The following is an 18304-nucleotide window of genomic DNA, read 5'->3' on the forward strand; positions in this document are numbered from 1 at the left end:
ACCCCGCCGTCTACATGGCAAGGGCGGGCGGGGCGGGGACGGGGATTGGGGGTGGGTGGTAGGTGTGCCAGGCGTCGGCGAGGCGGCGGGCTGCTTCGGTGAGAGTGGGTGGGGGGTGTAGGTAGTGGACGCGGATGTGGGTTTCGCTGGCGCCGGTGGGGTCCAGGCCGCTGCCGGGGAGGATGGCGACGCCGTGGCGGAGGGCGGTCTGGGTGAAGGAGGTGCCGTCGCCGTATGGCAAACGGATCCAGAGGGTTTGACCGCCGGTGACGGCGGGGGCGTGCCAATCCGGCAGTAGCCGGGCTAATTCGGCGCGTAGGTGGTCGTGCCTGGCCTTTCGTTCGGGGGCGCGTCGGGTGCAGATGGCGGCTAGGTGTGGTAGCAGTTCGGCTGCGGCCAGCTGGGTGGGGACGTCGCCGCCGAGGTCGTGTACCGCGCGGATGCGGGCTAGCCGGGCGATGGTCGGTGCCGCGGCGCGGACCCAGCCGATGCGCAGGCCGCCCCACACCGTCTTGCTCAGTGAGCCGACGGTGATCACCGCGTCGGAGTGGACGGCCAGCGGTGGTGGGGTGCTGAAGCCGGGGAAGCCGAGCTCGGCGAGTACCTCGTCCTCGATGAGCGGAATGCCAAGCGCGGCCGCGGTTTCCGCCAACCGCCTGCGTGCCTGCGGCGGGAGCACCGAACCGGTCGGGTTCTGAAAGGTAGGGATCACGTAGGCGAGCGCGGGACGATGATCGTGTGCGGCCGCGGCAAACCCGGCCAGCCCAGGTGAAAGACTTTGGATCACCGCCGCTTCCGCACGAAAAGCTTCGAGTGCGGGCGGCGAGCTCGGCGATTCCATCAGCACCCGATCGCCCGGCTGCAGGAAGCAGCGGGCCAGCAGCGAAAGCGCCTGTTGCCCACCGGTGGTGATCAGTATCTGCTCGAAAGAGGTTGGTACACCACGGTTCCGGTAGTACTCGGCCACGGCGTGCCGCAGCCGGGGGTGGCCGGTCGGGTAGTAGCCGATATCGCCGGTGGTCGCGGCCAGCTCGGGCAGCATCCGGGCGTAGCACTCGGCCAGCTCCGCCGGTGGGGCATCGGGTGCCGCGCAGGCCAGCGGAATGACGTCCGCGCGCGGCTCGAGCAGATCGAGAAATACCGGCGCACTGGTGGTTTCGGCGGGCCTGGTGAGCGCATCCCCGGCCACCCTGGTCCCGCTGCCCTGCCGCCGGACGATCCGGCCTTCGGACTGCAGCAGGTCGTAGGCGGCGACCACGGTGCTGCGCCCCACCGCCAGCGTGCTCGCCAGCACCCGGTCCGGCGGCAGCGGCGTGCCCGCGGGCAGCTCACCGTCATCGATCAGGCAACGCAGTCGCGCGGCCAGCAGCGCGTACAACGCGCCACGGCCCGCCGACCAGCGGCCGAGGCGTTCGGCGACATTGATTGGATCCATAACCAAACCAATTCTGCCCGATTGGCCATGGCGTCGCGACGGCGGCCGTTCCACGATTACTGCCATGACAGCAGCAAGAATCACCGGTCCGGTATCGATCAAGGACGTGGTCGCCGGGCTGCCCGGTCCCTTTCAGCAGCGCGAGCTGGCCGTCGTCAACGACACCGTCGTTCGCGTCGCTCAGCTGGCGGGCGAATTCCCGTGGCACCAGCACGACGAGGACGAGCTGTTCCTGTGCTGGGACGGCTCGTTCCGGATCGAGTTGGCCGGACACGACCCGGTCACCCTGCACCCTGGGGAACTCTTCGTGGTGCCCAAGGGTGTTCGGCACCGTCCCGTCGCCGAGCGGCCCGCGCACACCCTGTTGATCGAGCGCCCGGAGACCGCGCAGTACGGGAATTGAGTCAGCGTGATCGGACCCGCCCGGACAGGCCGGGTCCGATCAGGCGTTCCAGGCGTTGGTACGCCTCGGTGGGCGCCATCGGCGGATCCGCGTCGGCGATCGCGCCGAGCACGCCGACCACCCCCCAGGACAGGAAGGTCACCGTCGACTCGAATTCGGCGTCGTCCATGTCGAGCCGCGTGGCAAGGCGCTCGGCGAGGATCTCCGCGACCATTTCCCGCGTGGTCCGCAGCAACAGGGCACCACTCTTGCGGCCGAGCAAGGCCTGGTACACCTCGGGATTCGCGGCGGCCAACTGAAACAGTGTGCGCACCGGCGCAAGTGGCGTCGCGGCGTCGGCACCGGCGTCGGTGCCCGGCGCGGTGACCGCCGCACGCAGATAGTCGGTGCTGCTCAGCAGCAGCAGGTCGTCCTTGTCCCGGAAGTGCGCATAGAACGTGGACCGTCCGACATCGGCGCGATGCAGTATGTCCCGCACCGAGATTCGGTCGTAGCCGCGCTCTAGCATGAGTTCGATCAACGCCCGATGCAGCAGGCTTTTCGTCCGCCGTACCCGGCGATCCGTGCTGCCCGTCAGCCTTTTCACTTCCGACGACAATGTGCCTCCCGTACAAATGTCGCGAATCCGTCCCGAATGGAACGGTTTCCGTGGTTTTGCCTCTGGTCGAAGCGGCGGCCCCTCCCGACCATGAACACATGACCAAAAACGCACCCCAGTCTTCCATTCGACAAGGCCACCATGACACCGAAACCGGTGTTCTGCTTACCAAGCCACGGAGTTACCGCACATTCAAGGCCCTATTCCTACTCGGTCGCGGTGACAGGCTCAACACTCGGCTGGTCGCACTCAGCGGGGCGAAGCCCCGCTATCGAGTTGCCGACATCGGTTGCGGCCCAGGCGATCTCGCCCAGAAGTTGGCCGTGCGAGTCGGCAAGGAAGGCAGCGTCATCGGTGTCGATCCGGCGGCGGAAATGATCAACTACGCGACCAAAAATCCAATGCGGTGACAAATTGCCGATTCGAACTCGGTGCCGCGCAGACACTCACGTTGCCCGATGCTTGCTTCGATCTGGTGACCTCTACCTTCGCCATGCACCATATCCCGGAGGCACAACGCTCGGTAGCCATCGCGCAGATGTTCCGGGAGTGCTGCTCGCTACCAAGGAAATCGGCGGCTAGATCATGTCCTTCGAAGCCATCCAGCGCATCGTGAACCAGCCGCACAGCACTGGCAGCCAGCAGGTGAGGACCCGATAGAGCAGTACCGAAGGGACCGCGATGTCCAGCGGCACGTTGAAGGCACCGAGACCACCGATCAGCGCGGCCTCGACGGCACCGACCCCGCCGGGCGTCGGCGCCGCCGAGGCCAGCGTGCCGCCGATCATGGTGACGATGGTGACGGTGATGAAGGTGGTGCCACCGCCGAAGGCCTCCACGCTGGCCCACAGCGCACCGGCCATGCCGAGGGTGATCGCGGCACAGCCGAGAATGATCACCGAGAAGCGCCGGGGATCACGCGCCAGATCGGCCAGCTCGCCGAGCACCTCCTGCAATTGCGGGCGCACCGAATTGTTCAGCCAGTGCCGCAATTTCGGCACGAACATGAAGGTGCCGATGATGCCGACACCGACGCCGGCGATCAGATACAGCACGGTGGCGTCCGGGACGAAGTGTGAGAGGTCCGCGGAGGTGCCCGCTGCCACGCTGAACACAGCAAGCAGGCAGAGGTGGGTGATCACCTGTACCGCCTGTTGCAGCGCCACCGCGGCGGTGGCGCGCACCGTGCCGACGCCGCCCTTCTGCAGGAATCGCACGCTGAGTGCGAGCCCGCCGACCCTGGCCGGGGTGGTCGTCGCGGCGAAGGTGTTGGCGATCTGCATGATCACCAGGTTCTTGAAACTCACCGCGCCGGACGCGCAGGCCCACAGCGCCGCCGCCGCACCGACATAGGTCAGGCAGGAGACCACGAGCCCGAGCAGGGCCCACCACCAGTTGGCCGTCTTCAACTGGGTGAAGAAGGTCGGCACTGCGCTGATGAACGGATAAGCGACGTAGACCAACCCGATCAGCAGCACCAGCTGGATGATCTGGTTGCGGGTGAAGCGGGTGATCTGCTCGGCCTGGATTCGGTCCTGTCCGGTCTGCTTGCGCACCTCGTCGCGCGCGGCGGACATGGCGTCCTTCCAGTCCGGCACCGTCTTGCGCAGACCGGCGGGCATGGCGGACTTGGTCAATCGGCTCGCGGCGGCGAGCACCGGCTGCTCGCCGAGGGATTCGATGGCCGCGCTGACCGCGGGCTCCTTGCCGAAGATCGAGGTCGTCGACACCAGCAGCTGCGCGATGTCGGACTGCTGCTGCTTGAGCGAGGCGCCGTACTCCGCGCTGGAGAAGCCGCCGAAAAGCGTGCTGCCGTTGTCGATTCGGATCTCGGTGGGGCGCAGGTCGCCGTGCGAGATCTGGCCCTGGTGCAGGTCGTCGAGCGACTTCCACACCCCGGCCAGCTGCTCGACGGGCGCCTCGCTGATCCGGGTGCCCTTGGGCATGGTGTGCGCGTGCAGCATCCAGCCGCGGTCAAGCGCGGCGACGGCGACCGGCGTGCTGCTCGCCAGACCGAGCTCGCCGATGGCCAGGCCCATCAGCGCGCGATGCTCGACCGCGCGATGCATGGATCCGTGGATGGCCGCGGTTTCGCTGGCGCGGAAGGTGAGCCAGCGCCACAGCTGGCGCAGCGCGCCGAAGCTGCGCTGGTTCTTGCCGTACATCTCGACGACCAGTCCGCGTTCAGGTCCGTCGATGGCGGCGGCCAGCACCAGCGGTCCGCGCCCGGCCGGATGCACCACGGTGAACCGGGTCACCGTGTGTCCGCGTTTGGCGAGCACCCGCACCGCGGCGTCGAGCGGCACCTCCAGCGCGGGCGTGCCGACGACGAGCACGATGACCGCGCCGACCAGCCAGCCGACGGCCAACCCGAACATCGCCCGCGCGGGCACCACGGTGCTGACCACCAGGTGGATCGGCGCGAACGCCAGCAGCAGGAACCACAGATACCGCCGAGGACGGTTGGGCAGCCACGGGCTCGACACGGTCAGCACGGCGGCAAGCATCGCGATCCAGCGGGGATCGTCCAGGAATTGCGAGAGGAAGGTATCGAGTCGATCCGGCACCTGCAGATGCCATTTCGGTGCCGAGAGGCCGGTACCGGTGATGGAGAGCAGCAGCCCGGCGGTCAGACCGGCCGCCGCGTAGCCGGCCAGCAGCTTCCACTGCCTGCCGATGATCAGCTCGAGCAGGATGGCGAACGGCAACGCCAGAATCGCCATGCCGTAGACGAGATAGACCAGGTTCGATTGGTCGGGATTCAGGAATCCGACGATGTTGGACACCGAACGTTCCAGCGCAAGCCATTCCGGCCGGGTGATCACTGATGCCGCGACGACGATCGCCACCCATACCGCGGCGAGCACGACGCGGATGATGTCACTCGTGCGCCGGATCAGCGGCTGCAGCAGGTTGCCCGTTACCGGGATGTCCCGCCCATCGACTCGCATGTAGCTCCGCCTCTCCGCCTCTCCGCGCCTTTTGCCGGTCGTGGGGTGCGCTTAACGTACCGTCGCGGGCCGGAGGTTCAGGGCAGGCTGAGTCCTGGGTGTACCCGGCGAGTTACCCATGTGCGTACGAAATCAGTTGTTCTGTCCGCGGGGGAGAATACACACCGACGCGCCGTGTCTGCCTCGGCAAAATGTCGGCAAGCCCGCCGCCCTGTGCGGTATCTCACCCGCGCGGAGGTTGAAGCTGACATTAGTGGCAGGTTTGAGAATGGGTGCATGGACAACGAGCTCTACGACTACAGCCCGATCACCGAGCGCGCGCCGATCCGCTGGCCCGGCGAGGCACGGGTCGCCTTCTACGTCGGCCTCAATGTCGAGCACTATCAGGTGGATCGGCCTTCGACGAGCATCTTCCCCGGTACCGCCGGCCTCTCCCCCGATCCGCTGAACTACGGCTGGCGCGACTACGGCCCGCGGGTCGGCATCTGGCGGCTGGCGCAGATCCTGGACCGGCACCGCATCCGCGCCAGCGTGCTGCTCAATTCCGATGTGGTCCAACATAATCCACAGATCATCACGGCGGGCCTGGCCAGGGACTGGGCCTGGCTGGCGCACGGCAAGAACAACTCGATCTTCCAGGCCGACATGTCGATCGAGCAGGAGCGCGGCTATCTCACCGAGGTGGTCGAGACCATCGAGCGGGCCACCGGCCGCAGGCCGCGCGGCTGGATGGGTCCCGCGCTCACCGAAACCTTCAACACCCCAGCACTATTGGCCGAGCTCGGGCTGAACTACGTGCTCGACTGGACCAACGACGATCAGCCATACGAGCTGAATGTGCCAGGGATGCTGAGTGTTCCATACACGGTCGAGTTGAACGACAACACGCTGTTCCTCGGCAAGGGGACCAGCGGGCCCGACTTCGTGCAGATCGTCAAGGATCAGCTCGACCAGCTCTACGCGGAGTCGGCCGACAGCGGCCGGGTGATGGCGCTCGCGCTGCACCCGTTCGTCATCGGGCAGGCGTTCCGGGCCAAATATCTGGACCAGGCGCTCGAGTATGTGGCGAACCATCCCGGCGTGTGGCTGACCACGACCGACGAGATCGCCGCGCATTTCGCGGCCGTTTAGCGCGAGTATGCGCGTTTGCTCTTGCCGAATCCGGCCGCGCCGAAGACGATCAGGTCAGTTAGACCGACGTGCGGCCGCGCGCGTCCGCGACTCGCAAGCGCTCTGAACAGGAGGCCAGGGATGGCTGTGCAGGACCAGGATCTGACCGGGAAAACCGTGGTGGTGACCGGCGCGAGCTCCGGCATCGGCGCCGAGGCGGCCGCGACGCTGGCCGCGCGGGGCGCCACCGTCGCGGTGGTCGGTCGCTCGCCGGAACGGACGGCGGCGGTGGCGGCCAAGGCGGGTGCCGAGCCGTTCCTCGCCGACTTCGCCCGTTTCGACGAGGTACGCAAGCTCGCGGCCCAACTGCTCGACCGCTATCCGCGGATCGACGTGCTCGCCAACAACGCGGGCGGCTCCTGGCCCAAGCGCACCGCCACCGACGACGGCAACGAGTTGACCTTCCAGGTGAACCACCTGTCCCCGTTCCTGCTCACCACCCTGCTGCTGGACCGGCTGGTGCAGTCGCAGGCCCGAGTGATCAACACGGCCAGCGTGACCTACCGGATGGCCAAGCTGAACCTCGACACCGTCAACGCGACGACGGGCTCGTTCAATCAGATGGGCGCCTATGCCGCGTCGAAGCTGGCGAACATCCTGTTCACCAGGGAGCTGGCACGGCGCACCGAGGGCACCGGGGTGGTCACCGCCGCCTTCCATCCCGGCGCGGTCGCCACCCACGTGTACGACCACGCGCCGCTCGGCCTCGGCTGGCTCATCCGGTCCCCGCTGTCCAAGCCGTTTTTCATTCGGCCGGACAAGGGCTCGGAACCATTGGTGCACTTGGTGACCACCGCGGACGACATCAACGGGCAGTATTTTCACCGGTTCAAACTGGAGCCGCCGAGCACCAAGCAGGCGGTGGATTCCGCTCTCGCGCAACAGTTGTGGGAGATGTCCGAGCGGGTCACCGGGTCGGCCGGATAGGACTACGCGGGCTCCTCGCCGACACCGAATACCCCGCCGGTGAAGCTGCCCGCGTCGAGTTCGACGATCGCCTGCGCGACCTGCTCGGTGGGCACGACCGCCGGAAAGCTGTTGGGCGCGATGGCATTCGCGCGCACCCCGAATTCGCCGAACTCCTCGGCGATGTTGCGGGTCAGCTGATTGAGCGCGGCTTTCGACGCCGAATACAGCGTCTGCCCCTGGTACACCTCCGAGCCGGAGATGCTGGAGACATTGACGATGTTCCGGTTCGCCGCGCGATTCTGCGCCCCCGCGTGCAGCCAGCAGCGTTGCGCCAGTCGTGCCGAAAAGCGCAGCGGCACGCTGACATTCAGCGTGAAATGGGGATCGAACTGCTCCAGCGCGGCATCGCCGTCGACGATGCCGCGCGGTTGCAGCTGGACGTGTGCGGCATTGTTGACAAGCAGATCGACCTTGCCGAAGCGGGCAAGCGCGAGATCGACCACCCGCTCCACCTCGCCCGGCGCGGTGAGGTCGGCGCGGATCACATAGACGCTCGAATCATTCTCCGGCACCGCCTTTTCCGGCTCCAGCGGATCGACGAACCACTCCAGCTGCGACGGCACGGCGGGCGTACGGGTGCGGCAGACCGCGACGATGTCGTAGTCGGTGTAGTACGAGCGGCAGAACACGTTGCCCAGCGTGCCGCCCGCGCCCGTGATCAGGCAGACCCGGCGTTCACCAGTAGACAATCCGGTCTCCTCCCCAGCGTGCGATAGCGTCGTCCTTGGTCCGGTGCACCCACATGACCACGCTGTTGCGGTCCTTGGTGTTGCCGCCCGCGAAGGTGTGCCAGGTGCGCGGCGTGACTTCGAACATGATGAGCGAATTGTCCAGCGGCGGAACGAGCGTCAGTTCCGGCAGCTTCTCGCCCTCGGCGATGTGATCGTAGAGCGCGGTCTCGCCGCCGTCGCCCGGCTGCCAGCCGGGGTTGCCCAGATAGAACAGCATCGCCACCGCCCGGACCGACTGGCGCGCCAGCACATCCGGCGCACGGGTACCGAACTTGGTGTCCACCGTGCTGTCCGGCAGCCGCACCTCGTCGGGCCCCGGCGCCTCGCCAGGGAACCAGGCGGGATTGAGATCGTTGTGCGGCCACCCGTACGGGGCGCCCGGCGAGTGATGGTGCACCGAGCCCTCGACATCGCCGGTCGCGGTGACGCCCCCGATTCCAGCGACCAGGTCGTGCCATTCCCGGGAGGTGAACACCGCGAGCGAGGTGTCGCGCAGATCGCCGAGGCCGATCCCGTCGGCGCTGTAGTTCGCCGCCACCCGTCCGGCCAATTCGGGGCGTTCGCGCTGGACGCGGGCCAGGTCATCGGTCATCCGCTGATAGAACTCCGGCACGAACACGTCCCTGGCGTACACGTGCGGGAACGGCTGACTGCGCCGGATCCAACGCCGATGGGCGAACAGGTCGGCAAACCGCTCCGGCCGCGTCTGTGCCTCGAGTACCGACTCGGTTGTCACATAATCACTCCCTCCCGGTCGAACCACTCGCGATCATATTGCCCAGTTCGCGCCCCGCGCAGGTGGTGTTCGTTTTGTACGCAGGGGGGAGTGGGGGTGCGAATGATCAGGCCGGGAAACGAGCCCGGATCGGCCTCAGCTGTTCACGGCGCGCCTACCAGGTGCTTGCGCCGGACTCTTCGACCGGCTTGGCGCCCGAGAACCGAGCGCCGAGGAAGGCCAGGTAGGCGATGAAGCCGACCGATCCGATCGGCCTGCTCCGCCGGAAGGTGATCGCCAGGCCAAGCACCATCTCGGTGAATCCGTTGCGATAGGTCCAGCGGCGGGTGGCGCGCGGAAAGGCCCGTGCGGTCAAGGGATCGAAGGCGCGCGGCGCGGTGAAGTGCGCCGCACCGGTACCGGCGAGCCCGAGCCCGAATGCCCGCGCGCGCAAGCTGTCCGGCGTCCGCTGGGCGATCACGACCGGCTGCCGCGGTGGCTGGCCCGCCGCGAGTGCCCGACTTGCCTTGCGCCGCTTGCGACGGCCGATGATTCTGCTGCGCATGTCTCTCCTCGGTAGTGCTGCTCCGAAGGTAACACCGTCTGGGACAGTTTGACCAGGTCCGCGAAGTCTGCGAGCTATCGGGTCAGCCGACCGACATCTGCCGGTTGTCCGTGTCGTTTCGCCGCTTGCGCACGGCGGCCAAGTCCACCGGACGGTCCGGGTCGGGCGCGTCGACGGCCCCGAGCGCCTCGGCCAGCGCCGGCATCCAGCGCAGGATCTCCGCGCGGTACGGGCCCTCGGTCTCCAGCTGGCTCAGCACGCCGACCAGGGTGAGCGCGGCCCTGGCGAACGGGGTGAAGTAGGCAGGCATGGTCATCTCGCGCACCACGTTCGACAGCCGGGGATTCGTGGTGCGCAGCACCTGCTTGCGCAGCCAGGGTGTGGTCATCCGATAGGTCGCGTGCTTGAGTGGCTCGCTGCACGGTTCGACGACCGCGTAGAGCGCCTCGGTATCGAACGGGCGGCCGATGGTGACGAAGCCGTGCCGCCGGGTGGCCGCCGCCAGCTTGTCCGGGCCGCCGCCGTGGAAGAAGGCCTTGCAGTAGTCCAGCGCCAGTTCCTCGAAACCGTCCGGTGGCCAGGCACAGCAGGCCCCGAAATCGACGACGCCGAGCCGTCCGTCCGGCAGCACCCGGAAGTTGCCAGGATGCGGGTCGGCGTAGAGCAGCCCGTGCCGCCCCCAGCCGGAGGTCACGAAGCGGACCATCAGCATGCCGACACGGTCGCGCTCGGCCTGTGCGCCGGAGGCGACGATGCGGGTCAGCGGGGTGCCATCGACCCATTCGGTGATCAACACGTCGCCGCGCTGCGCGACCACCTGCGGCACGTAGAAGTCCGGATCATCGGCGTAGGCCGCGGCGAAGGTGCGCTGGTGCTCGGCCTCGGCCGCGTAGTCCAGCTCCTCGCGGACGCCATCGCAGATCGCCTCGGTAACGGCTTTGACGTCGGCGCCGGGCAGGAAAACGGTGGCCAGATGCGAGATCCGGCGCAGTTGCTCCAGGTCGGCCTCGACGGCCTGGCGGCCACCGGGATACATCACCTTGACCGCGACCTGTCTGCCGTCGTGCCACACCGCGCGGTGCACCTGGCCGAGCGAGGCGGCGGCCGCCCGCCGATCGTCGAACTCCCGGAAATGCCGGCGCCAGTCCCCGCCCATGCTGGCCGCGATGGCCTCGTGCACGGTGCTCGGCAGCATGATCGGCGCCGAATCCTGCAGCCTGCTCAGCGCGATCCGGTACGGCTCGGCGATTTCCGGCGGCAGTCCCAGCTCGTAAATGGCAAGCAGCTGACCGAGTTTCGCGGCACAGCCCTTCAGCTCGCCGAGCACCTCGAACATGTGCTGCGCGGTGCGCAATTGGATGTCTCGATTGACTTCTTCGGACGATCTGCCGAGCGCGCGCTTGCCGACGCCCGCGGCCTGCCGTCCGGCGAAGGCGATCGGCAGCGCGGCGAGCTTGGCATTGCGAACAGCCGCGCGAACTGGGGGTTTGCCGTCGGACCTCGACGCGAACAAGCGCGAGCGCCTGCCCGTTGAACCCTCGTCAGAACTGTCGCCGCTGCGCCGGATAGCCATGACTCACCTCACACTGTGCGCGGACCAGTGTTGCACACGTGCAGTCTGGCACAGTAGGGCTTAGACTGTCTGGGACGTAATCTAACGTAGTCGAAAGGTGACTTCGATGGGATCCCAGACGGTAGTCGCCGACGTTGCCGATGAATTGGCACGCCGGGTTGCCGCGGGGGAGTATCAGCCGGGGGACCTCATGCCGTCCGTGCGCCAGGTAGCCGAAGAGTTCGATATGAACCGGGCGACCGCGCAGCTGACGCTGGGGCGGCTGGAGACAAACGGGTTCGTCGAGGCGCGCCGTGGCAAGGGTTTCACCATTCGTGACGTCCGCGAGGCGGGCGGCGTCGACGTGTACCGGCAGCTGTTCCGCTTCTCGATTCCGATGCCGGACATCGCGATTGAGATGTTCCGCGACATCGTCGATGTCGAGCGCGGCATCGTGATGGAGACGCTGCTCGCCTACACGGGCAGCGAGCAGGCGATCGATCAGGCCGAACTCAAGGCCGAGATCGACAAGCTCGAAGCCATTGCCCGACAGGACGATCCGGATCTGCGCCAGATTCTGAGCATCGAGGTGAGTCTGGTTCGTCGGCTGCTCACCGCGCTCGGGCTCACCATGCAGCGGGCGATTCTGAACTCGGTCGGCGAGATGGTGCTCGAGGTGCCGGAGGCGGTCGAGGCGTTTTTCGCGGGCGCGCCGGATCTGCATGTGCTCGTCTGGCGGGCGCTAGCGGCGGTGTGGGACTCCGGTTCCGGGCCGTCCGAGGCGCAGGTCGCGCTGTTCGAGGACCTGTTCGGGATGTACCACGAGCGGGTGATCCTCCGGTTCGACGAGCTGGTCGGCGCATCCGGCGAGCAAACCGACCGGAAGCACGCGGCTACCGCCTGACGGTGCGCATCGCTCAACCACGCTCGGCAGGTGTCGCTTTTTTGCGCGCCGAATTCCGCCTGCGCTGACGTATCGGCCCATTGCCCCGCTGTCTCAGACAGAATAGGGTGGGTGGTACGCACCGAAGCGAGGTAACCATGGCAGGCAGTAGGCGTAAGGGTTTGGCGCGGTCGGCGAAATTGGCCGGGCTGCCGATGGGCATCATGGCCCGCCGGGTCACCGCGACCGGTCGCGCGATGATGACCGGCATACCGCGCGGCGAACTCGACGACGAGCTCATCGACAAGGCCGCGGATCAGATGTTCGCGGTGCTCGGCGAGCTCAAGGGCGGCGCGATGAAGCTCGGTCAGGCGCTGAGCGTCGCCGAGGCCAGCATCCCGCCGCGTTTCGCGGACCGCTATCGGGACGCGCTCACCCGGCTGCAGTCGCAGGCGCCGCCCATGCCCACCGCTTCGGTGCACCGGATGCTCGCCGAACAGCTCGGCACCCGCTGGCGCGAGCGTTTCACCGAGTTCGACGACAAGCCGATCGCCGCAGCCAGCATCGGGCAGGTGCACCGTGCCGTATGGCGTGACGGCCGCGCGGTCGCGGTGAAGGTGCAGTACCCGGGTGCCGACACCGCCCTCATGTCGGACCTGAAGATGCTCCAGATGTTCTCCGGCGCTTTCGGTCTCATGCTGCCCGGCGCGGACACCAAGTCCTTGATCGCCGAATTCATCGACCGCACGGCCGACGAGCTCGACTACCGGATCGAGGCGGATCACCAGCGCCGCTTCGCCAAAGTATTCGCGGGCGACCCAGCTTTCCAGGTACCCAAGGTCATCGCGAGCGCACCGAAAGTCCTTGTCTCCGAATGGATGCAAGCCACCCCGCTGGCCAAGATCATCGTCGACGGCACCAAGGCGCAGCGGGATCGCGCGGGCCGACTGCTCGTCGAGTTCGCACTGTCCTCCCCGGTGCGGGTCGGCTATCTGCACTGCGACCCGCATCCCGGCAACTTCCAGCTGCTCGAGGACGGTCGCCTCGGCGTCATCGACTTCGGCGCGTCGATCGCCCTGCCCGCGGGGATCCCGGCAGTGATCGGAGAGCTGGCCCGCCATGCGGTGCAGGAGGACTACGAGCAGTTGGCAATCGTGTTGCGGGACAACGGTTTCGTTCGTCCGGGGCACGCGCTGGAACTCGGCCCCATCGAACGCCTGGTCGCGCCGATCGTGGCGCAGCTCAATGGCGACAGTGTGCACATCAGCCGGGAACTGTTGCAGGGGCACACTGCTCGGGCGCTCGACATGAAGAACGTGTCACTGATCAACACCAGGGCGGTGCAGGCCCCCACCGAGATTCCGGAGCTGGCGATGCTCGGCCGGGTGTTCGCGGGCGTGGTCGGGGTGTGTGCCCAGCTCGACGCCGAGGGACCGTTCGTCGAGCTGGTCTCCCGTTGGCTGCCTGGTTTCAACCAAGATGGCGCCGCCGCCTAACGCCGAGCGGGCGAACCCTCGAGGGTTGCCACGTTCACGGTCGCTCCTACCATCCGGAAGGTGGCAACCTCAGGAATGTAGCCCCATGCCGCAACGGTCGTGAGTTCGGTGGTGATCGGCTGGCTGAGCTGGTGGGGAGGTCGGCGTACCGTTTGTGCATGACCGTCTCATCCGAACCGTTGCCCGCGATTCCGCTGGAAACCTGGCGGCCGACCAAGGAGACGCTGCACCGTTACGCCCAGATCGTGGGCAAGGTGGCGCTGGCCAAGGGGGTCCGGCGCAACCACTGGTGGCATATGACCTACCGGCTCACCGCGCGCGGCTGGACCACCGTCCCGCTCGGCTCGGCCCGTAACGGTCCCGTGTTCACCTGCGCGTTCGACTTCTTCGATCATGTGCTGCGGATCGCGACGGATCACGGGACGCAGGTCGAGATCGATCTCATCGATCAGTCGGTGGCCACCTTCTACGGTGATGTGCTGAACGGGCTCCGCGATCTGGACGTGGATGTCGTTCTCGCGCACCCACATCCGTTCGATCTGCCGGACGTGCGGCGCCCGTTCGAGGACGACGACGAACACCGGGACTACGACACTGACAAAGCACAGCTGGCGTTCCGCGTGCAGAGCCAGGTCGGGCGGGTGCTGGAGGAGTTCAGCGCGACCTACTCCGGCAAGATCAGTCCGGTCCAATTGTTCTGGCACACCTTCGATATCGCGGTGCAGCGGTTCTCGCCGCGGCACATCGAGCTGCCGAGCACGGTGGATTCGGTGACCCGCGAGGCGTATTCCCGCGAGGTGATCAGCTCCGGCTTCTGGTTCGGCGACGACAAGGTGCCCGAGCCGACCTTCTACTCCTACACCGCACCCGAGCCCGCCGGGCTGGCCGAACGCGCGTTGACCCCGGCGGGCGCCCACTGGGTCGCCTCCGGTGCGGGCCACTCGGCGTACTACCCGTACGACGCCGCCCGCGAGACCGCGGACCCGGTCGGCGCCGCACTAGAGTTCTTCCAGTCCGTCTACGCGAACGGCGCCGAGCTGGCCGGGTGGGACACCGTCCAGCTCACCTGCTGGGGCGGCGTCACCGACCCGGTGCTGAAGCGAGGGGCCGCGCACTGGCCGGCATGATCAGCATCTGAACGCCAGGCGGACAACAGATTTCGTGAGTACATGGGTGACTCACCGGGTACGCCCACAACTCGACTCAGCACCTGGCCGCCGGCCCGCGAACTGCCGGTCGTGGCACTCACGACCGGCAGATGACGCGGAGGGGCGGGGGAGCCGGAGTAGTTAAAGGCTGCCGTTGAGTTTGTTGAGCCGGTCGCAGGCCTCGACGTATTCCTGGATCAGCCGGTTGACCACGTCCGCGGAACGCTCGACCTTGGTCATCATGCCGACCACCTGGCCGACCGGGTTGAAGTTCACGTCCTTGGCGGCCTCGGGATAGCGGTGCCCGCGCTTGACGCCGTCCAGCGCGACCATCATCTGCAGCGGCATGGGCAGCGGGTCGGGGGTGTCGGCCTGTTCCCAGGCGTCGGTCCAGTCGTTGCGCAGCATGCGGCACGGCTTGCCGGTCCACGAGCGCGAGCGCACGGTGTCGTGGCTGGACGCGTCGATGTAGGTCTGCATCTGCGCGGGCGGCACATTGGCCTCTTCGACGGTGAGCCACAGCGAGCCGGTCCACGCGCCCGCCGCGCCCATCGCCATCGCGGCGGCGACCTGGCGGCCGTTGCCGACGCCGCCCGCCGCGAGGACGGGCAGGTCGCCGACGGCGTCGATCACCTGCGGCCACAGCACCAGCGACGAGATCTCGCCGCAGTGCCCGCCGCCCTCGGTGCCCTGGCAGACCACGAAGTCCAGGCCCGCGTTCTTGTGGTTGAGCGCGTGCTTCACCGAGCCGCACAGCGCGCCGATGAGCCTGCCGGAGTCCTGCACCTGCTTGATCACGTCGTCGGGCGGCGTGCCGAGGGCGTTGGCGACCAGCTTGGCCTTCGGGTGCCGCAGGATCACCTCGACCTGCGGGGCCGCGGTGGTCGCGGTCCAGCCGAGCAACTGGTTGTGCCGCTCGCCGTCGGGCAGCGCGGGCACGCCGTGGTCGGCAAGGATCTTCTCGGCGAAATCGCGGTGGCCGTGCGGAACCAGTTCGGCCAGTTTGGATTCCAGCTCGTCGGGGGTGAGGCCGTCGATGCCCTTGCCCTCGTATTTGCTGGGGATCACCAGGTCGACGCCGTACACGCCGTGCACATGTTCATCGAGCCAGCTCAGCTCGACCTCTAACTCCTCGGCGGTGAAGCCGACCGCACCGAGCACGCCGAGACCGCCGGCATTGCTGACCGCGGCCGCTACGTCGCGGCAGTGGGTGAACGCGAAGATGGGGAATTCGATCCCGAGCCGTTCGCAGATTTCGGTACGCATGGCGTGCTGGTCTCCCTCGCTGCCGCGCCGCGAACGACGTACAGCAGCTTGTCCTAGAACGAGTTACATAGTTGTCCGCGGTGCCGTCCGGAGCATGCTCGGACCCGACCCGTCGAATTCGCCGCGGGCCGCAGAGATCGCCATGACACGGCCGCGGCGTCCTCGACTGGTCGGTACACCATTCCTCGACAGTAACACGTTCTAGTTTTGCTCGGCAGGCCGCTTTCAGACGGCGGCTTCCTCCAGCTCGCTCAGCGCGTTTTCCAGGTGGTCGAGCAGGCGGGGAAGCTCCGGAACGCTGCGTCGGCAGCCGACCAGACCGAAGTCCAGATTGCCCGCGTTGGTGGTCAGCGTGATGTTCACGGCCTGGCCGTCGAACGGGATGGACATCGGGTAGGTGGCGTCGAGCCGGGCACCGTTCCAGTACATCGGTTCGCGCGGGCCGGGCACGTTCGAGATGACGATATTGAACGCCGGTTTGGTCAGCGGGATGAGACCGGGCAGCAGGCTGAGGGCTACCGGGCTCACCATGAGCGCGGACAACGCCATCGTCTGGACGCTGGACAGCGAGCCGTACACGTCCTTGCTCTTGCGCATCGATTCGCTGACCACGCGTAGTCGGTCCAGCGGATCGGCGATGTGGGTGCCGAGGTCGCACAGCACGGCGCCGACCTTCACGCCATTGGTCTCGACATCGTCGGCCGAGCGCAGCGACATCGGCACCATCGCGATCAATGGCTTGTCCGGCAAGGCATCTCGCTCTACGAGGTAGGAGCGCAGCGCACCGGCGGACATGGTGAGCACCACGTCGTTGACGGTCGAGCCGGTGGCCTTCTTGACCTGCTTGATCCGCTCCAGCGGCCAGGAGCGGACCACGGTGCGGCGGGCTCCGCCGATGGGCACGTTGAACATGGTGCGCGGTGCCTCGAACGGCATGGTCAGCTGCTGCTCCAGCAGCACCGAGCGCGCGGTCCGCAGCAGGGTCGGCCCGGATGCGGCCGCCGACAACAGGTTTCGGGCCGCGCCGCGCAGTCCGGAGCCGGACTCGGCCGCGGGCTTACGTGGCGTCCTCGGCAGATTCCACGGGACCTCGGCCTCGTGCGCGGTCGGTTCGCTGGTCAGCGTCCGCTGCATCACGCGTTGCGCGGAGACGCCGTCGATCAGGGCGTGATGCATCTTCGAGTAGACGGCGAAGCGGCCGTCGGCGAGGCCCTCGATGAGGTAGACCTCCCACAGCGGCCGGTGCCGGTCGAGCAGGTTGCTGTGCAGCCGGGACGCCAGCTCGACCAGCTGGTCCATCCGGCCGGGGCGCGGTAGCGCGATGCGGCGGACGTGGTATTCGAGCTCGACGTTGTCTTCCCTGGTCCACGCCATTTGCGGGGCGCCGAACAGGGTGGCCGGGCGCTTACGGAAGGTCGAATCGATGTCCGTGCGGGCCAACAACTTTTCGTAGGTCTGCCCGGCGAAGTCGGGTCCCGCGTCGTCGGGCGCCTCGAACAGCTGGAGCGAGCCGACGTGCATCGGGTGTTCGCGGGATTCGGCGAGCAGGAAGACAGCATCAATCGGTGCGATGAGATCCATGGTGTGGTCGCCCCCTGACGACAGGTGGTGGTGTGTAATCGAATCGACCACGTTGTCGGGCGGGCCCGCGCGCAGCCATGAATCCTGCGCGACACCACTAAGTTACCTGGTCCGGACGGACGCTGCGCTGTCTTTAGCGAAGCTTTGATACCAGTAAGTAGGCCTGCTGGAATCGTTCGCCCGGATCCGGCTCCCTGACCATCCGCGTACGCACCGTGAACCCGGCGTCCCGCAACAGTGCGGCAAGTCGCTCCGGTGACCATCGGTAGGCGCGAGTTACCTTGTGGTCGAACGCTTCTACCGTGTCGGCTGCGTCGGTCGCGAAGAACGCAAGCAGCGCGTGCCCTTCCCCCGCGAGTACCCGATAGAACTCGGCCAACACCTGCGGCATGCGTTCGGGCGGGAGATGAATGAACGAATACCACGCGACGATCCCGCGCACGCTGGCATCGCCGAGCGCCAGCTGCTCCATCGAGCCCTCGTCGAAGGACAGCTCCGGATACTGCCGCCGGGCCAGGGCGATCATCGCCGAGGACAGATCGATGCCGAAGGCCGTTAGCCCGAGAGTGTTCAGGTGTGCGGTGATTCGTCCTTCACCACAACCGATGTCGGCGACAGCACCGGAACCGTTGGCCTGCACCAGTTCCGCGAATACGGCAAGCATGGCGCGATCATGCGGCTGCCCGGCGAGATGGTTCTTGGCGAATTCCGCGTAGACGTCCGCGATGTCGTTGTAGGCGTTGCGGGTGATGTCCACGTCGGCGGGGGCGTTCCGATTTCCAACCACCCCAACATCATCCACAGCGCCAGAGTGGTTCAGACATTGCCCTCGACGGTAGCC

16 protein-coding genes and 1 pseudogene are annotated in these 18304 nt (G+C 67.2%); 7 read left to right on the forward strand and 10 right to left on the reverse strand.

The genetic code is table 11. The features are described 5' to 3' along the window. Positions 1 to 10: 10 nt before the first annotated feature. The gene (locus ACIA8C_RS10640) at positions 11 to 1435 is read right to left on the reverse strand and encodes a PLP-dependent aminotransferase family protein (protein WP_397133179.1); all 1425 of its coding nucleotides are present in this window, start codon (positions 1433 to 1435) and stop codon (positions 11 to 13) included. A 64-nt stretch (positions 1436 to 1499) separates the two neighbouring features. On the opposite strand from ACIA8C_RS10640, the gene ACIA8C_RS10645 reads away from it, so the two are divergent. Continuing rightward, entirely contained in the window at positions 1500 to 1838 is a 339-nt protein-coding gene (locus ACIA8C_RS10645) for a cupin domain-containing protein (RefSeq protein WP_396995011.1), read from the forward strand. A gap of 1 nt (position 1839) precedes the next feature. Here the strand turns inward: ACIA8C_RS10645 and ACIA8C_RS10650 are convergent, their stop codons facing one another. Further along, entirely contained in the window at positions 1840 to 2424 is a 585-nt protein-coding gene (locus ACIA8C_RS10650; RefSeq protein WP_397133180.1) for a TetR/AcrR family transcriptional regulator, read from the reverse strand. Positions 2425 to 2534: 110 nt separating this feature from the next. Here ACIA8C_RS10650 and ACIA8C_RS10655 point away from each other — a divergent pair. Continuing rightward, positions 2535 to 3052, forward strand: a pseudogene (locus ACIA8C_RS10655) (class I SAM-dependent methyltransferase). Here ACIA8C_RS10655 and ACIA8C_RS10660 read toward each other — a convergent pair. After that, positions 3015 to 5387, reverse strand: coding sequence for a flippase-like domain-containing protein (locus tag ACIA8C_RS10660; protein ID WP_397133181.1), 2373 nt, complete (start codon positions 5385 to 5387; stop codon positions 3015 to 3017). The pseudogene ACIA8C_RS10655 and the gene ACIA8C_RS10660 overlap by 38 nt on opposite strands. Positions 5388 to 5663: 276 nt before the next feature. On the opposite strand from ACIA8C_RS10660, the gene ACIA8C_RS10665 reads away from it, so the two are divergent. Then, positions 5664 to 6518 (forward strand): polysaccharide deacetylase family protein, encoded by an 855-nt coding sequence (locus ACIA8C_RS10665; RefSeq protein WP_397133182.1) that lies wholly within the window; start codon positions 5664 to 5666, stop codon positions 6516 to 6518. Positions 6519 to 6638: 120 nt separating this feature from the next. Continuing rightward, positions 6639 to 7484: an SDR family NAD(P)-dependent oxidoreductase gene (locus tag ACIA8C_RS10670; RefSeq protein WP_397133184.1), complete on the forward strand. Its 846-nt coding sequence runs from the start codon at positions 6639 to 6641 to the stop codon at positions 7482 to 7484. A 2-nt stretch (positions 7485 to 7486) separates the two neighbouring features. Here ACIA8C_RS10670 and ACIA8C_RS10675 read toward each other — a convergent pair whose 3' ends face one another. The 4 genes from ACIA8C_RS10675 to ACIA8C_RS10690 all read right to left on the reverse strand — a co-directional run bounded on the left by ACIA8C_RS10675 (position 7487) and on the right by ACIA8C_RS10690 (position 11110). Beyond that, on the reverse strand, positions 7487 to 8215 hold the full coding sequence (locus ACIA8C_RS10675; protein WP_397133186.1) for an SDR family NAD(P)-dependent oxidoreductase: 729 nt from the start codon (positions 8213 to 8215) through the stop codon (positions 7487 to 7489). Beyond that, the gene (locus tag ACIA8C_RS10680) at positions 8202 to 8993 is read right to left on the reverse strand and encodes a 2OG-Fe(II) oxygenase family protein (RefSeq protein ID WP_397133188.1); all 792 of its coding nucleotides are present in this window, start codon (positions 8991 to 8993) and stop codon (positions 8202 to 8204) included. Before ACIA8C_RS10680 ends, ACIA8C_RS10675 begins: the two co-directional genes overlap by 14 nt. Positions 8994 to 9147: 154 nt before the next feature. Beyond that, positions 9148 to 9537: a hypothetical protein gene (locus ACIA8C_RS10685; RefSeq protein ID WP_397133190.1), complete on the reverse strand. Its 390-nt coding sequence runs from the start codon at positions 9535 to 9537 to the stop codon at positions 9148 to 9150. An 82-nt stretch (positions 9538 to 9619) separates the two neighbouring features. Further along, positions 9620 to 11110, reverse strand: a complete 1491-nt coding sequence (locus tag ACIA8C_RS10690) for an ABC1 kinase family protein (RefSeq protein ID WP_397133192.1) — start codon at positions 11108 to 11110, stop codon at positions 9620 to 9622. 106 nt (positions 11111 to 11216) lie between these two features. Here ACIA8C_RS10690 and ACIA8C_RS10695 point away from each other — a divergent pair, with 106 nt between their 5' ends. The 3 genes from ACIA8C_RS10695 to ACIA8C_RS10705 all read left to right on the forward strand — a co-directional run bounded on the left by ACIA8C_RS10695 (position 11217) and on the right by ACIA8C_RS10705 (position 14595). Continuing rightward, positions 11217 to 11993 carry a GntR family transcriptional regulator gene (locus tag ACIA8C_RS10695; protein WP_397133195.1) on the forward strand — a complete coding sequence of 259 codons (777 nt, stop codon included), beginning with the start codon at positions 11217 to 11219 and terminating at the stop codon, positions 11991 to 11993. Positions 11994 to 12130: 137 nt separating this feature from the next. Beyond that, the gene (locus ACIA8C_RS10700; protein ID WP_397133197.1) at positions 12131 to 13468 is read left to right on the forward strand and encodes an ABC1 kinase family protein; all 1338 of its coding nucleotides are present in this window, start codon (positions 12131 to 12133) and stop codon (positions 13466 to 13468) included. 158 nt (positions 13469 to 13626) lie between these two features. Further along, positions 13627 to 14595 (forward strand): DUF5996 family protein, encoded by a 969-nt coding sequence (locus tag ACIA8C_RS10705; RefSeq protein WP_397133199.1) that lies wholly within the window; start codon positions 13627 to 13629, stop codon positions 14593 to 14595. A gap of 162 nt (positions 14596 to 14757) precedes the next feature. Here ACIA8C_RS10705 and ACIA8C_RS10710 read toward each other — a convergent pair whose 3' ends face one another. The 3 genes from ACIA8C_RS10710 to ACIA8C_RS10720 all read right to left on the reverse strand — a co-directional run bounded on the left by ACIA8C_RS10710 (position 14758) and on the right by ACIA8C_RS10720 (position 18250). Then, positions 14758 to 15882 (reverse strand): NAD(P)H-dependent flavin oxidoreductase, encoded by a 1125-nt coding sequence (locus tag ACIA8C_RS10710; protein WP_396995025.1) that lies wholly within the window; start codon positions 15880 to 15882, stop codon positions 14758 to 14760. A 225-nt stretch (positions 15883 to 16107) separates the two neighbouring features. Then, positions 16108 to 17463 (reverse strand): wax ester/triacylglycerol synthase family O-acyltransferase, encoded by a 1356-nt coding sequence (locus ACIA8C_RS10715; RefSeq protein ID WP_397133201.1) that lies wholly within the window; start codon positions 17461 to 17463, stop codon positions 16108 to 16110. Between the two features lie 133 nt (positions 17464 to 17596). Beyond that, positions 17597 to 18250, reverse strand: a complete 654-nt coding sequence (locus tag ACIA8C_RS10720) for a class I SAM-dependent DNA methyltransferase (RefSeq protein WP_397133203.1) — start codon at positions 18248 to 18250, stop codon at positions 17597 to 17599. Positions 18251 to 18304: the final 54 nt, after the last annotated feature.

Source organism: Nocardia sp. NPDC051321, assembly GCF_044455225.1.
GTDB lineage: Bacteria > Actinomycetota > Actinomycetes > Mycobacteriales > Mycobacteriaceae > Nocardia.